This is a genomic window from Alkalimarinus alittae, assembly GCF_026016465.1.
Classification (GTDB): Bacteria; Pseudomonadota; Gammaproteobacteria; order Pseudomonadales; family Oleiphilaceae; genus Alkalimarinus; species Alkalimarinus alittae.
Genome location: NZ_CP100390.1, coordinates 2983761 through 2998475, shown reverse-complemented (window position 1 = coordinate 2998475; position 14715 = coordinate 2983761). Strand labels below are relative to the sequence as shown.

At 42.7% G+C, this 14715-nt stretch carries 14 protein-coding genes; 13 read left to right on the top strand and 1 reads right to left on the bottom strand.

Translation table 11 applies throughout. From position 1 onward, the window contains the following. Positions 1-17: 17 nt before the first annotated feature. Positions 18-836 (bottom strand): type I methionyl aminopeptidase, encoded by an 819-nt coding sequence (gene map, locus NKI27_RS13600; RefSeq protein ID WP_265049523.1) that lies wholly within the window; start codon positions 834-836, stop codon positions 18-20. A 422-nt stretch (positions 837-1258) separates the two neighbouring features. Between map and rpsB the strand changes: the two genes are divergently transcribed. From rpsB to lpxA, 13 genes are all read left to right on the top strand, one after another. Next, positions 1259-2008, top strand: coding sequence for a 30S ribosomal protein S2 (rpsB, locus tag NKI27_RS13595; protein WP_265046580.1), 750 nt, complete (start codon positions 1259-1261; stop codon positions 2006-2008). A gap of 171 nt (positions 2009-2179) precedes the next feature. Then, complete coding sequence (gene tsf, locus NKI27_RS13590; protein ID WP_265046579.1) at positions 2180-3055, top strand: translation elongation factor Ts; 876 nt, start codon at positions 2180-2182, stop codon at positions 3053-3055. 268 nt (positions 3056-3323) lie between these two features. After that, a complete protein-coding gene (pyrH, locus tag NKI27_RS13585) occupies positions 3324-4058 on the top strand; it encodes a UMP kinase (RefSeq protein ID WP_265046578.1) in 735 nt (244 codons plus the stop codon). Between the two features lie 154 nt (positions 4059-4212). Continuing rightward, complete coding sequence (gene frr, locus NKI27_RS13580) at positions 4213-4770, top strand: ribosome recycling factor (protein ID WP_265046577.1); 558 nt, start codon at positions 4213-4215, stop codon at positions 4768-4770. 135 nt (positions 4771-4905) lie between these two features. Further along, positions 4906-5664, top strand: coding sequence for a polyprenyl diphosphate synthase (uppS, locus tag NKI27_RS13575; protein ID WP_265046576.1), 759 nt, complete (start codon positions 4906-4908; stop codon positions 5662-5664). 99 nt (positions 5665-5763) lie between these two features. Next, positions 5764-6594 carry a phosphatidate cytidylyltransferase gene (locus NKI27_RS13570; RefSeq protein WP_265046575.1) on the top strand — a complete coding sequence of 277 codons (831 nt, stop codon included), beginning with the start codon at positions 5764-5766 and terminating at the stop codon, positions 6592-6594. A 37-nt stretch (positions 6595-6631) separates the two neighbouring features. Next, positions 6632-7810: a 1-deoxy-D-xylulose-5-phosphate reductoisomerase gene (gene ispC / locus NKI27_RS13565; RefSeq protein ID WP_265046574.1), complete on the top strand. Its 1179-nt coding sequence runs from the start codon at positions 6632-6634 to the stop codon at positions 7808-7810. A gap of 3 nt (positions 7811-7813) precedes the next feature. Then, entirely contained in the window at positions 7814-9169 is a 1356-nt protein-coding gene (gene rseP, locus NKI27_RS13560) for an RIP metalloprotease RseP (RefSeq protein ID WP_265046573.1), read from the top strand. Positions 9170-9382: 213 nt separating this feature from the next. Next, on the top strand, positions 9383-11644 hold the full coding sequence (gene bamA, locus NKI27_RS13555) for an outer membrane protein assembly factor BamA (RefSeq protein ID WP_265046572.1): 2262 nt from the start codon (positions 9383-9385) through the stop codon (positions 11642-11644). A gap of 98 nt (positions 11645-11742) precedes the next feature. Further along, a complete protein-coding gene (locus NKI27_RS13550) occupies positions 11743-12246 on the top strand; it encodes an OmpH family outer membrane protein (protein ID WP_265046571.1) in 504 nt (167 codons plus the stop codon). A 150-nt stretch (positions 12247-12396) separates the two neighbouring features. Further along, on the top strand, positions 12397-13428 hold the full coding sequence (lpxD, locus tag NKI27_RS13545) for a UDP-3-O-(3-hydroxymyristoyl)glucosamine N-acyltransferase (RefSeq protein WP_265046570.1): 1032 nt from the start codon (positions 12397-12399) through the stop codon (positions 13426-13428). 63 nt (positions 13429-13491) lie between these two features. Further along, positions 13492-13929 carry a 3-hydroxyacyl-ACP dehydratase FabZ gene (gene fabZ, locus NKI27_RS13540; protein WP_265046569.1) on the top strand — a complete coding sequence of 146 codons (438 nt, stop codon included), beginning with the start codon at positions 13492-13494 and terminating at the stop codon, positions 13927-13929. Next, positions 13929-14702, top strand: a complete 774-nt coding sequence (lpxA, locus tag NKI27_RS13535; protein WP_265046568.1) for an acyl-ACP--UDP-N-acetylglucosamine O-acyltransferase — start codon at positions 13929-13931, stop codon at positions 14700-14702. Before fabZ ends, lpxA begins: the two co-directional genes overlap by 1 nt. Positions 14703-14715: the final 13 nt, after the last annotated feature.

Sequence of the window (14715 nt, the reverse complement as noted above, 5' to 3'; positions counted from 1 at the left end):
AGAGGGGAACGCCAAAGTTAAGAAAAATGAGCACGCTCTTCTTCTCTTAATGTAAGGATCTCATAACCGTCTGCAGTGACGAGAATAGTGTGTTCCCACTGAGCAGAAAGTTTTCGGTCTTTAGTAATAACCGTCCACTCATCAGGTAGGAGTTTGCTGTGGCGTTTACCTTGATTGATCATAGGCTCGATTGTGAAGATCATACCTTCTTTTAAGGTTAGGCCAGTGCCTTTTGTTCCGTAATGCATGACTTGAGGCTCTTCATGGAATACTTTGCCGATACCGTGGCCACAGTATTCTCTTACCACAGAGTAGTAGTTAGACTCGGCGTGCTGTTGAATAACGTGACCAATATCACCTAAACGGGCGCCAGGCTTAACGAGGTCGATACCTTTATACAAACACTCTTGTGTGATTCTTACTAATCGTTCTACTGCACTTGTAGGCTGACCGATAAAGAACATTTTGCTCGTGTCACCATGATACTCATCTTTGATAACGGTGATATCTATATTAATAATGTCGCCGTTTTTCAATATTTTTTTGTCGCTAGGGATGCCGTGGCAAATAACATGATTGACAGATGTACAGATTGATTTTGGGAAGCCGCGATAGTTAAGAGGTGCCGGAATCGCGTTTTGCTTTTCGGTAATATATTTGTGGCAGATATCATTCAGCTCACCCGTCGACACGCCTGCCTTTACGAATGGCTCTATCATCTCAAGTACTTCAGCCGCTAGACGACCGGCTATCCGCATTTTTTCGATTTCTTCAGGCGTTTTAATGGTTACTTTCATTTCTGTCTCTAAATGTTTGGGTCGTGAGTGTGCCCGAATAGGGTGTTGATCTAATTCGGATTTTTACTATCTGGTCGAGCAAATATAAGTGCTTAAGCTAATTAAAGCGGCACCTTTTATTGAGTTATGAGGGTATTTTACCTTGTTGTGTACAATATGAGAAATGATCTCATTTATTAGTTGTATAATTCATCTTTATCTTCTGTTTAGTTGCTCAATATGGTATAAAGCGCCCGCTCTATTCAATAACTGTGCGAAAATTCGTTTTTGAAGTGATGAAAATCACCTTTCTTTAACATTCAATCAGTATTGTTAGCGCAAAATTCGCACACGTGCCGACACGTTGTTCTGGGTGCTCATAGTGATTGAAATACTGGTATCTGCTAAGTATTTGGTCCTTAAGAGAGTTGAACGATGGGGCATGTGGAGGTCTAACCCAATTAATAGTTAAGGATTTTACAATGGCTGCAGTTTCTATGCGCGACCTGCTTAAAGCAGGTGTACACTTTGGTCACCAAACTCGTTACTGGAACCCTAAAATGGGTAAGTACATATTTGGTGCACGTAACAAAATTCATATAATTAACCTTGAGCACACTGTTCCTGCTTTCAACCAGTCCCTTAATATCATTAAGAGCTTGGCTGAGAACAAAAACAAGGTTCTTATTGTTGGCACTAAGCGTGCTGCTAGCAAGATAGTTAAAGAAGAAGCTATCCGTGCAGGCATGCCTTACGTAAATCACCGCTGGTTGGGTGGTATGCTGACTAACTACAAGACTATTCGTCAGTCTATCCGTCGTTATAGAGATCTTGCTACTCAAAGCCAAGATGGCACATTTGAGAAGATCACTAAGAAAGAAGCATTGATGCTTACTCGTGAAATGGAAAAGCTTGAGCGTAGTATTGGCGGTATTAAAGATATGGGTGGTTTACCCGATGCGTTGTTCGTAATCGATGTTGACCATGAGCGTATCGCTATTAAAGAAGCTAACAAGTTAGGTATTCCTGTAATCGGTATCGTTGATACTAACAGTGATCCAGATGGCGTTGACTACATCATTCCTGGTAATGATGATGCGATTCGCGCAATTCAGGTTTATGCAAAAGCGGTTGCTGATGCGTGTCTTGAAGGAACAACTGGCGCTGCAGTAAGTGCTGATGAGTTCGTAGAAGTAAGCGAAGAAGCAAGCGAGCAACCTGCAGCAGAGTAATCTGTTGACTGTTACTGCTTTTTTGTACTGTCCGACGGTCTTGCAGTGTAGACGTTTGATGTAGATGACTCACGTTTATATTGCGAGACAGCAAAAAAGGGGCGATGCCCCTTTTTTTGTAAAACTAATTTAATTTGATGCTTTAGGGCATTAAAATCAAGAGGAATTAACATGGCTTCTATTTCTGCCTCTTTGGTGAAAGAGCTTCGTGATCGCACTGGTTTAGGAATGATGGAGTGTAAAAAAGCACTCAAAGAATCAGGTGGCGATATTGATGCTGCGATTGAAGAAATGCGTAAAAACAGTGGCATGAAGGCTGCTAAAAAAGCAGGCCGTACTGCTGCTGACGGTGTTGTAAAAGCAAAAGTTGCTGATGACGGTTCATTTGGTGTTCTCGTTGAAGTTAACAGTGAAACTGACTTTGCAGCGCGAGATGAAGGTTTCTTAGGTTTTGTTAATGCTGTTGTTGATAAAGCATTTGAAACACGTGAAACTGACGTTGCAAAACTAATGGAAGGCGAGCTAGAGGTAGCACGTGAAGCATTGGTTCAAAAGATTGGTGAAAACATCGGTGTTCGTCGTGTTGTAACGACTGAAAACGCAGTGGTTGGTCAATACGTTCACGGTACTAACCGTATTGGTGTTTTGATTGGTTTGTCTGCAGGTGATAGTGAGTTGGCGAAAGATATCGCTATGCACACAGCTGCTGTAAACCCTCAGTTTATCAGACAGTCTGATGTTCCAGCTGAGTTAGTAGAAAAAGAGAAGTCTATTTTTACTGCACAAGCTGAGCAGAGCGGAAAGCCTGCTGAAATCATCGAAAAAATGATCGGCGGCCGTATTAGCAAGTTCCTTGCTGAAATCAGCTTGGTTGATCAGCCATTCGTTAAAGACCCAGACGTTAAAATCGGTGCTCTAGCTAAGAAAGCAGGCGCTGAAGTTGAGTTTATGGTTCGTTACGAAGTGGGTGAAGGAATCGAAAAAGAAGAAGTTGATTTTGCTACAGAGGTAGCTCAGCAAGCTGCTGCAGCTGCAAACAAGTCTTAATTTTTCTTTAGCGTGTAGTAGTGAAATATTGCTTTACATGTTTGATTAACCGCATATCGGCTTTAGCTGTGTGCGGTTGATTTGTATAAGGGGTATGGAAATTTAATATTCCACCTTCTCTTATATTAATGCTATAGACTATTATTGATTGGCATTACTCGATATGTAGTAAATGTTATTAATGTCAGTCAGAGGCTTAACTGGTGCCTTGAAACTAGTTTGTTGATTTTTTAAAAGCCCATTGCCGATTTTAAAAGAGAGTTAACATATGCCTACACCAACAAAAGCCCAGCCAAGATATAAGCGAGTACTACTGAAACTCAGTGGGGAAGCGTTAATGGGGGATGGGGAATTTGGAATCGATCCAAAGGTTCTTGACAGAATGGCCCTCGAAATCGGTCAGCTCATTGGTATTGGTGTTCAGGTCGGTTTGGTTGTCGGTGGTGGCAATCTATTTCGTGGCGCAGCGTTACAAGAAGCAGGCATGGATCGAGTAACAGGCGATCACATGGGGATGCTAGCAACGGTTATGAATGCGTTGGCAATGCGAGATGCCTTAGAGCGTTCAAATATTTCAACACGAGTGATGTCTGCAATACCTATGAGTGGTGTGGTAGAGCATTATGATCGTCGTAGAGCGATTAGACACTTAAAAGACGGTGATGTGGTTATATTTAGTGCCGGTACTGGAAACCCGTTCTTCACCACCGATTCTGCAGCGTGCCTAAGAGGTATAGAAATAGAAGCAGATGTCGTATTGAAAGCGACAAAAGTTGATGGCGTGTATAATGCTGACCCAATGAAAGATTCAACTGCCGTCAAATATGACCGACTAACCTATGATGAAGTGTTAGATCGAAAGCTAGGCGTAATGGACTTAACCGCTATTTGCTTGTGCAGAGACCATAATATGCCTGTGCGCGTATTTAACATGAACAAAGTGGGTTCAGTCGCCAGTATTCTAGTAGGTGAAAACGAAGGTACCATTATTGAGCCGGCTTAAAGGTATTTTTGCTAAGTAAGCTTAAATAGTATGGGATAAATTGAATAGCCTAAGTCGAGTCCGATATAGCGGCACTGAACGATCCAGTGGTTTGCTATTTCAAGACATCTATTGCTTGTTTTAGGTAAGTATTAGCTAAAGATAGGGGATTAACGTGCTTAACGATATTAAAAAAGAAACCGAACAACGTATGAAAAAGAGCCTAGAGGCTTTAAATACAGCGTTCAACAAAATTAGAACAGGGCGAGCGCACCCGAGTATTCTTGATGGTGTGATGGTTCCTTACTACGGTAGTGATACACCTCTAAATCAGGTGGCGAATATTTCAGTTGAAGATGGCCGAACGCTGTCGGTAACTGCATGGGAAAAGCCTCTTATACCAGTCATAGAAAAAGCCATTATGAAGGCTGATTTAGGTCTAAACCCAGCTACCACAGGTGATACTATCCGTTTGCCTATGCCTGCACTTACAGAAGAAACACGTAAGAATATGGTTAAGTTGGCGCGTGGTGATGCAGAAAGTGGTAGGGTTTCAGTGCGAGGCGCGCGTCGCGATGCATTGTCTGACGCTAAAGACTTACTAAAAGAAAAAGAGATATCGGAAGATGAAGATCGTCGTTTTTCTGATGATATTCAAAAGTTAACAGATAAGTATGTCGCTGAAATTGAGAAGATGCTTCAAGCTAAAGAAGTTGACTTGATGGAAGTGTAAGGCATTCATAAAAACTCCATTTATTGTATTTTTTCACTCAGTCTATAGCTGAATATTAATACGGTAAATGGAGGGCCTTAATGAGTATTGATATTAGCCCGCGATAGATTGCAGGTAGTTTTTGAAGAGATGGATATGACCGAAAGTGTAACAGCGGATATACCAATTACGGCTGCCGAGAAGCCACGCCATGTCGCCATTATTATGGATGGCAATAATCGCTGGGCTAAAAAGAAAAGCCTATTAGGTGTTTCTGGCCATAAAGCGGGTGTTGATGCGGTTAGAGCGGTTGTCGAAACTTGTGTTGAAGAAGGTATCGGGACGCTTACATTATTCGCGTTCAGCAGTGAAAACTGGCGTAGACCGGCAGAAGAAGTTTCGGCGTTAATGAAACTCTTTCTTTTAGCGTTGCAGCGAGAAGTTAAAAAGTTACACAAGAACAATATTCGTCTAAGAATTATTGGCGATAGACGTAAGTTTAGCCCGCTTCTGCAAGAGCATATGGAGCGAGCCGAAACGTTAACAGCAAAAAATACGCGACTTAATTTGGTTATCGCAGCTAACTATGGCGGACACTGGGATATTACTCAGGCCACACAAAAAATAGCTGGAATGGTTGAAACCGGTGAGATTAAAGCATCGGACGTTAATGATGACCTTATTCAACAGCATTTATGCTTGGGTGAGTTACCCATGCCTGACTTGTGTATCAGAACAGCTGGCGAACAACGAATTAGTAATTTTATGCTCTGGCAATTTGCATACACTGAACTGTATTTTTCAGACGTGTATTGGCCTGACTTTAAACATGAAGAGATGCGCAAGGCGCTAGTAGCTTACTCTGCTCGTCAACGACGGTTTGGTCAAACGGATGATCAGATCAAAAAGTCATAAGTGTTTCGGGGGTGCTCAAGTATGATTAATGCTAGGCATCCTCAGAATAAAAAAATTTACCCCAATAGCGATGCTATTGAAAAAAAAGTGACCTGAATTGTGCTTAAACAACGGATTATTACCGGATTAATTCTTGCGCCTATCGCCATTGGTGGGATTTTCTTTTTACCTCCCTTTGAATTCTCATTGTTCATTGGCTTTGTTATTGCCGTTGGTGGTTGGGAGTGGGCTAACCTTGCAGGTTTTAGTAAGCAGATTGAACGAGTGGCGTTTGCCGCTTTTATTGCGCTTCTACTTTATCTTTCAACGTTATTAAGCTCAACCGCTGTTTTGGGGGCAAGTGTATTGGGCTGGGTCGCAGCGCTTTATTTGATCACACAATACCCAGGTAAGAAACTGCTATGGGAGTGCCGCTTTAGACGACTATTAATGGGTGTTTTTGTACTTGTACCTGCTTGGGTGGGCTTGGTTGCAATAAGGGAAACTGACGTTTTAGCCTATAATGGTCAGCTTGTGGATGTTCGCTACCTGATTATTTATATCATGTTCATTGTATGGGGTGCAGATGTCGGTGCTTATTTTGCGGGTAAAACTTGGGGAAATAAAAAGTTGGCGCCTAATGTATCACCCGGTAAGTCTTGGGCAGGGGTTTATGGCGGATTAGCAACGACGGTTTTGTTTGCTGTAATCGCATCTGTCATGTTGGCAATGCCGATTGTAGACACCTTGTTATTGATTGTGATTACGCTGATTACGGCTATCTTTTCTGTTGTAGGTGATCTATTTGAAAGTATGCTCAAGCGACATAGAGGCATAAAAGATAGTAGCCAGCTGTTGCCGGGTCATGGTGGAGTGTTGGATAGAGTGGATAGTCTTACTGCTGCAGTTCCCGTTTTAACTTTTCTTTTAATACTTGCAGGCTGGTTTTAGTCTTGATGAGTATTAAACGCTTTCAGTATTGTAAATCATGAAACAGATTACCATTCTTGGTGCGACAGGTTCGATAGGCTTGAGCACGCTGGATGTTATTTCCAGTCATCCCGATAAATATACGGTATTCGCGCTAACGGCGAATGTTAATGTCGAAGAAATGTACCGGCAGTGCTGTGTTTTTAACCCTCGTTATGCCGTTATGGGGTGTACTGATTCAGCTCAGGCATTGCGGGAACTTATTAAGAAACATGAGCTGCAGACGGACGTTATATCGGGCGAAGAGGGATTAAAGCAAGTATCCGAACACCCTGTAGTTGATATGGTGATGGCGGCTATTGTGGGTGCAGCTGGACTAAAGCCTACATTGGCGGCTGTTCATGCTGGTAAAAGAATCTTGCTGGCAAATAAAGAAGCCTTAGTGATGACCGGCAGCTTATTTATGGCGGCGGCCAAAAAAGCCGGTGCTGAAATTTTACCCATTGATAGTGAGCATAATGCCATTTATCAATGTATGCCTGCTGACTATCGAAGTGGCATGGCGCTTAAGCACATCAGAAGGATTCTATTAACCGCTTCAGGTGGTCCATTCCGAAATACACCTTTATCAGAATTAAAACATGTGACGCCTGATCAAGCGTGCAAGCACCCTAATTGGTCTATGGGGCGTAAGATATCTGTTGATTCTGCAACCATGATGAATAAAGGACTTGAGTTAATTGAAGCCTGTTGGTTGTTTGATACGACGCCAGATAATGTACAGGTGCATGTTCATCCTGAAAGTATTATTCATTCAATGGTTGAATATGATGATGGCTCTGTCTTGGCGCAAATGGGCAGCCCAGATATGAGAACGCCCATTGCTTATGGCCTTGGTTGGCCTGAACGTATAGAGTCTGGCGTGTCTTCTTTAGATTTGTTTAAAATTGGCCAGCTTAATTTTGAGCAACCCGATGAAGAGCGTTTCCCGTGCTTAAGGTTGGCTGCCGAAGCCTACCGAAAAGGCGGAACTGCATGTGCAATTCTTAATGCCGCAAATGAACAAGCGGTTGAAGCGTTTCTTAATAAGCAAATCCGGTTTGATCAAATTGCGGTGTTGATTGAACGAGTAATGGCGATGGTAGAGCCACGACAGCAGGCAGATTTTGATATGATCTTTGAAGATGATTTGGCTGCTCGAGAAATGGCGGCTAAATTGATTGAACAAGGGTTATAGCAAATGGAAGTTTTACAATCTGTTTTATCGCTCATTATAACCCTAGGCATTCTAGTAACCATTCACGAATATGGTCATTTTTGGGTTGCGCGTCGTTGTGGTGTTAAGGTTCTTCGTTTTTCTGTTGGCTTTGGTAAGCCCATCTTTAGTTGGTATGACAAAAAAGGAACTGAGTTTGCCATAGCGTCTATTCCTTTAGGCGGCTATGTGAAAATGCTTGATGAAAGGGAAGGGGACGTTCCTTCTGATCAGCTTCATCTGGCATTTAATCGACAGAGTGTGTCTAAACGAATTGCGATTGTTGCTGCAGGCCCTATTGCGAACTTTCTTTTTGCGATTTTTGCCTATTGGTTAATGTTTATTCTTGGCTTTACTGTTATCGCGCCAGTGATTGGTGATGTGGATGATCAGTCTATAGCGGCTAATGCTGGCGTTGTTTCTCAACAAGAGATTGTGGCTGTAGATGGGAATGCTACAAACAGTTGGCAAAGTGTTAACCTAGGTTTGTTAAATAGACTCGGTGACACTGGGAAGGTGGAGTTATCACTTAAAGGTGCTAATCAAGACTCTCCAACAACCATTGTCATTAATATTAATGAATGGCTTTCTGATCAGGAAATGCCGAATCCCATTGGTGAAATTGGCATTCACCCCTATAGACCGCAAATACCGCCATTAATTGGAGTTGTCTCGGAAGGTGGAAGTGCTTCTGCTGCAGGTGTTCAGCCGGGTGATCGTATTGTTGCTGTCAATGGAAATGCAGTTGATGATTGGATGGATTTTGTAGCGGTAGTAAGGGCTTCAGCGGGTGCTACATTAACAGTTGAGCTTTTACGTGAAACGGCCGTTGTAACCGTTGACTTGGTACCTCAAGAAAAAGCCATTGCAGAAGGACAGGTTGTTGGTTTTATTGGTGCGGGCGTTCAGCAACCTCAATGGCCAGATCATATGATGCGTGAAGTGCATTATGGCCCTATAGATGCTCTGACCGCTGCCCTCGATAAAACCTGGGGTGATACAGTCATGACGTTGAGCTCGATCAAAAAGATGATCGAAGGGCTTATTTCCGTAAAGAATTTGAGTGGCCCCATTACGATTGCTAGAATTGCCAACTCAACTATACAGTCGGGGCTTGAAACCTTTCTAAGTTTTCTGGCATTGTTAAGCGTGAGTCTCGGAGTGCTGAATCTATTACCAATTCCAGTATTAGATGGCGGCCATTTGCTGTATTATTTTGTCGAACTTATCAGAGGCAAGCCGCTTTCTGAAAAGACTCAGTTGTTTGGCTTAAAAGTAGGCATATCGTTAGTGGTCATGTTAATGTTCGTTGCTTTCTATAATGATTTGTTGAGGCTTTAACAAGGCGACCATTAGACAGAAAGCCTTATAGGCTGCTAGCTAGGAATACATTACACTAAACTGTACGAACCATATTGTACGAAACTTTTAAATTATAGGCATAGCCTCGTAGAAGGCATTGTTGGTAGCTATTTTTTCATGATAAATCGCAGTAAGTTTCTATCCGTTAAGTGGTTGTTTTTAATTTGTTTTAGTTCCGCTATAACGACCTCTGTGACATTCGCAGATGAGTTTGAAGTTAAAGATATTCGTGTTGACGGACTGCAAAGGGTTTCTGCAGGCACCGTATTTAGCGCATTTCCTGTGAACGTAGGGGATGAAGTCGACTCTGTTCGCTTAGTTGAAGCGTCAAAGAACTTATTTAAAAGCGGCTTATTCACTGATATTCAACTGGGTCGAGAAGATGGCGACTTATTAATAACAGTTGCAGAAAGACCTTCTATCAGCAAGATAGAAATCGATGGAAACAAAGCGATCTCGACAGACGATCTAATGGATGGTCTTAAGTCTGCAGGCATGTACGAAGGACAGGTATTTCAACGGGTCACGCTAGAACGGCTAGAGCTTGAAATTCTACGTTCTTATGTGGCTCAGGGGCGTTATAATGCATCAGTCGAGGCTGAGGTAGAAAATCAGCCTCGAAATAGGGTCGCAATTAAACTTAACATCAATGAAGGCGATGTAGCGTCTATTCAGCATATAAATGTTGTCGGAAATAACGCCTTCTCAGATGAGATGTTGCTAGACCTCATGGAATTGAAAACGCCTGGCATGTTTTCGATGTTTACCAGTGATGATAAGTATGCCAAAGAAAAGCTAAGTGGAGACTTAGAAAGAATACGCTCTTTCTATCTTGATCGCGGTTACATCAAGTTTAATATCGAATCGACTCAAGTTGCGATCTCTCCAAATAAAGAAGATGTGTTCATCACCTTGAATATTACAGAAGGTCCGCTATACACCATTAGCGATATACAGCTAAAAGGCGAACTTATTGTTGATGAAGAGGAAATACGACGTCTTGTGCTAGTTAAAGAGGGTGATACGTTCTCACGTCGGCTTTTAACCACAACGTCTGATGTTATCTCTCGTCGTCTTGGTACAGAAGGTTATACCTTTGCGAACGTGAACGCGATACCAGAGCCTCATGATGATAACACCGCCACGATCACCTTCTTTGTTGATCCTGGCCGACGAACCTATGTTAGGCGCATTAACTTTAGAGGCAATGTAAATACAGCCGATGAAGTGCTTCGCCAAGAAATGCGTCAAATGGAAGGCGCTTCCGCTTCTACAAACCTGATAGAAACTTCAAAAAGCCGACTAGAAAGGCTGGGGTTCTTCAAAACTGTTTCGGTAGAAACACCTGCAGTACCAGGTAACGCAGACCAAGTTGATGTTAACTACAGTGTAGAAGAACAGGCGTCGGGTAGTTTGTCAGCCAGTCTTGGCTTCTCACAGGATAGTGGTTTTATTCTAGGCTTGAATGTTTCAGAGAATAACTTTTTTGGAACAGGGCGACGCGTTTCAATGGGGCTTAATACCAGTCGATCAGTTAAGAGTGCACGTTTCTCATACTTAAATCCTTATTATACGGTTGACGGGGTAAGCCGCGGCTTCAGCGTGTTTGCTAAAGAAACAGATTTTGATGACCTGAATACGTCGGCTTATATTCTCGACACCATCGGGGGGGCAGTCACCTTTGGTTATCCTATTAATAACTACTCGCGTCTAAATTTTGGGTTAACAGCAACCAACGATAAGTTAGAAGCCGGTGATGAGTCTGCGTTAGAGATTGTCGATTTTGTTGAAGAAAACGGTAATGATTTTGATAACTTAACAGTGGATTTAAGCTGGACCCGCAATACCCTTAATAGGGGAATATTTGCGACTAAAGGTCTTTCTCAAAGCTTATCAGCCAATATCACAACGCCTGAAATCAGTGACCTTCAGTTCTTTAAGGTAAATTATAGAACTAATTTTTATCAGCCTATTGATCGTTTTCATACTTGGGTGTTACGTTTACGCTCAGACCTAGGGTATGGTGATGGCTATGGCGATACTTCTGAGCTACCGTTTTATGAAAACTATTTTGCGGGTGGCATGGGGTCTGTTAGGGGGTATGAGTCTAATACATTAGGCTTAATGGGAACCCAAAGCCCAACTGATGCATCAAGGCCGAGAGCTTTCGGTGGTAATATACTGGTAGAGGGTTCAGCTGAACTTATCTTCCCGATACCGTTTATTGACGACCAGAGTTCAATGCGAACTGCGCTGTTTTTTGATGCCGGTAACGTATTTGATTCTAGTAGAGATTATGACCCTGAATTCTCAGAGCTGCGAATGTCAACAGGCGTAAGCTTTCAGTGGATAACGGCTATAGGGCCGCTTGGGTTTGCATTAGCTAAACCGCTTAATAAGCAAGAAGGCGATGAGACGCAGGTGTTCCAGTTCACCTTAGGGCAGAATTTTTAAGAGTACGTCTTATTTTAAGGCTATAAATACACCGTAATTAACACTAAAACGATTATTAAATATCGATGACTATATAATAATATTAGGAGATTCCCTTTATGAAATTGCTTAGAAACTTACTTTTGGCAAGCTGCGTTATGGCCTCTTTTTCTGCCTTTGCAGACACTAAAATTGGTGTAGTTGATATAAGAGCGGCGCTTTTCTCTTCTGATGCTGCCAAAGCGTTTAGTGAGTCAATGGCGGGCGAATTCAAAACTCAAGAGATGGAAGTTCGTGCAGTTCAAGAGTCAGGTCAAAAGTTACAAGAGCGTATTAAAAAAGACGCAGCAATAATGAGTGACACGGAGCGTACTAAGTTAGCGCTTGAGCTCGAAGAAAAAGCGAAAGAGTTTAAATACCTTAAAGGCAAGCTAGACAGCGCAGTTTCAACTAAGAAACAAGCGTTTATTCAAGAGTCAAAGCCAAAAGTTGATCAAGTGCTAAAAGATTTAGTTGATTCTGAAAAGTTTGACTTAATTATGCCAAGAGAGGCAGTTGTATATAGCGGCCAATCGCTTGATATTACAGCAAAAGTGATCGAAAAACTTAACGCTCTTAAGTAATTAGACAAAGATCGTACTCACAGTTGCATAGTGAATACTGACCTTCAGCGCCCTCTTATTTTTTAAATGAGAGGGCGTAATTCGTTTTGGATAGAGTGTTCAGGGCGTTAACAGTAGCAGATTTATAACGATGATTGAGAGGAACGCGTAGTGTCTTCAGAGCTAGAAAAACAGTTCACACTTTCTCAGTTGGCTGAAATCGTAGACGCTGAGGTTGTTGGCGACAGCAACACGTTAGTGACGGGTATTTCTACCTTGCAAACAGCTAAAAAGGGTGACCTCTCTTTTTTGGCTAACCCCGCTTACGAAAAGTTCTTAAAAGAAACCAACGCCTCAGTGGTGATCTTGTCACAGAGTAGTGCTGAAAGCTGCCCTTGTGCTGCGCTTGTAGTTAAGAACCCTTACTTGGCTTATGCAACACTCAGTCATTATTTTGCTCATACACTCACTGAGTCAAAGGGTACTCATAGCACCGCAGTCGTTCATGAAACGGCAGTTGTTGATGCTAGTGCGGTTATTGCAGCAAATGCAGTTATTGAGAAAGGTGCGGTAATTGGTGCTAATGTTGTTATAGGGGCAGGGTGTTTTATTGGCGAGAATGCGGTCGTGGCAGAACAGACGCGTCTCTATGCCAATGTGTCGGTGTACCATGGTGTGTCGATTGGTAAACGATGCATTATTCACAGTGGTGCGGTGTTAGGGGCTGATGGATTTGGCATAGCGCCAGGGTCGGATGGCTGGAATAAAATAGCACAAATTGGCGGTGTTGTTGTAGGTGACGATGTCGAGATAGGTGCAAATACGACGATTGACCGCGGGGCACTTGATAACACGGTTATTGAGTGTGGTGCGAAGCTAGATAATCAAATTCAAATTGCCCATAACGTGGTTGTAGGCGAAAATACGGCTATCGCGGCCTGTTCGGGTATCGCAGGTAGTACGCGTATAGGTAAAAACTGCATCCTAGGTGGTGGTTGTGGTATCGCAGGGCATTTAGATATTACAGATAATGTCCACTTAACCGGCATGACGCTGGTCACTAAGAGTATTAAAAAACCAGGTGTGTATTCATCTGGTACCGCCGTAGAGCCAAATGCTCAGTGGCGAAGAAATGTCGTTCGTTTTAGACAGTTAGATGAACTAGCGAACCGCGTTAAAAAATTAGAAAAAGATACTAAATAGTAATCTTATAAATTGTTATTGATTGCTAGGCAGATTAACTAAGTTTATTGAGGCAATATCTAAATGATGGACATTGATCAGATACTTGAGTACCTACCTCATCGGTACCCGTTTTTGTTGGTCGATAGGGTAACGGAAATAATCCCAGGTTCGAGTATTGTAGGGTATAAGAATGTCACGATTAATGAGCCATTCTTTACTGGGCACTTCCCAGGAAAGCCTATCATGCCTGGGGTATTGATTTTGGAAGCGATGGCGCAAGTGTCTGGGATTCTAGGATTTGTTACCAATGGCACAAAGCCAACGGATGGCCGTATACAGTATTTTGCGGGCTCTAATAGAGTCCGCTTTAAGCGTCCGGTTATCCCAGGAGATCAACTGGTAATGGAATCCAGCCTTGTTGCTAATAAGCATGGTATCTGGAAATTTGATTGCCGGGCACTGGTCAACGGTGAAGTGGCTTGTGTTGGTGAAGTAATGACAGCTGAGAGAGAAAGTTAATGAGTATTCATCCCCAGGCAATTGTCGATCCGTCCGCTATTATTGCGGAGGATGTAACCGTAGGGCCATGGAGCTACATTGGGCCCAACGTAGAAATCGGGGCTGGTACGGAAATTATGTCCCACGTAGTGGTGAAAGGCCCTACTAAAATTGGAAAAAACAATCGTATTTTTCAGTTCTCAAGTGTTGGTGAAGAGTGCCAAGATAAAAAGTATGCAGGGGAGCCTACGCGACTTGAAATTGGCGATAATAATATTATTCGTGAAAACTGCACCATTCACCGTGGCACGATTCAGGATCAAAGCTTAACTAAAATTGGCAGTAATAATCTGATCATGGCCTATGTGCATGTCGCTCATGATTGCGTACTGGGGGATAATATTATCCTTGCTAATAATGCGACTTTAGCCGGTCACGTTCATGTGGGTGACTGGGCTATTTTAGGTGGCGGCACTATGGTTCATCAGTTCTGCAAAGTGGGTTGCCACAGTATGAGTGCAGGCGGCAGTATTGTATTAAAAGATATCCCTGCATTTATTATGGCGAGTGGTCAGTCAGCGTCTGCGTTTGGCCTGAACTCTGAGGGTCTTAAGCGTCGAGGTTTCTCTAAAGAGGCGATGCTTGAGCTTAAACGAGCGTATAAGACGATTTTTAGGCAAGGACTAACGCTCAAGCAGGCCATTGAAGCACTAGAGGACGTGGCGACAAAGGTGCCTGAAGTTGATGTACTGCTGCAATCACTTAAACATTCAGATCGTGGTATTTTGCGCTAAGGAAAGAATGTGA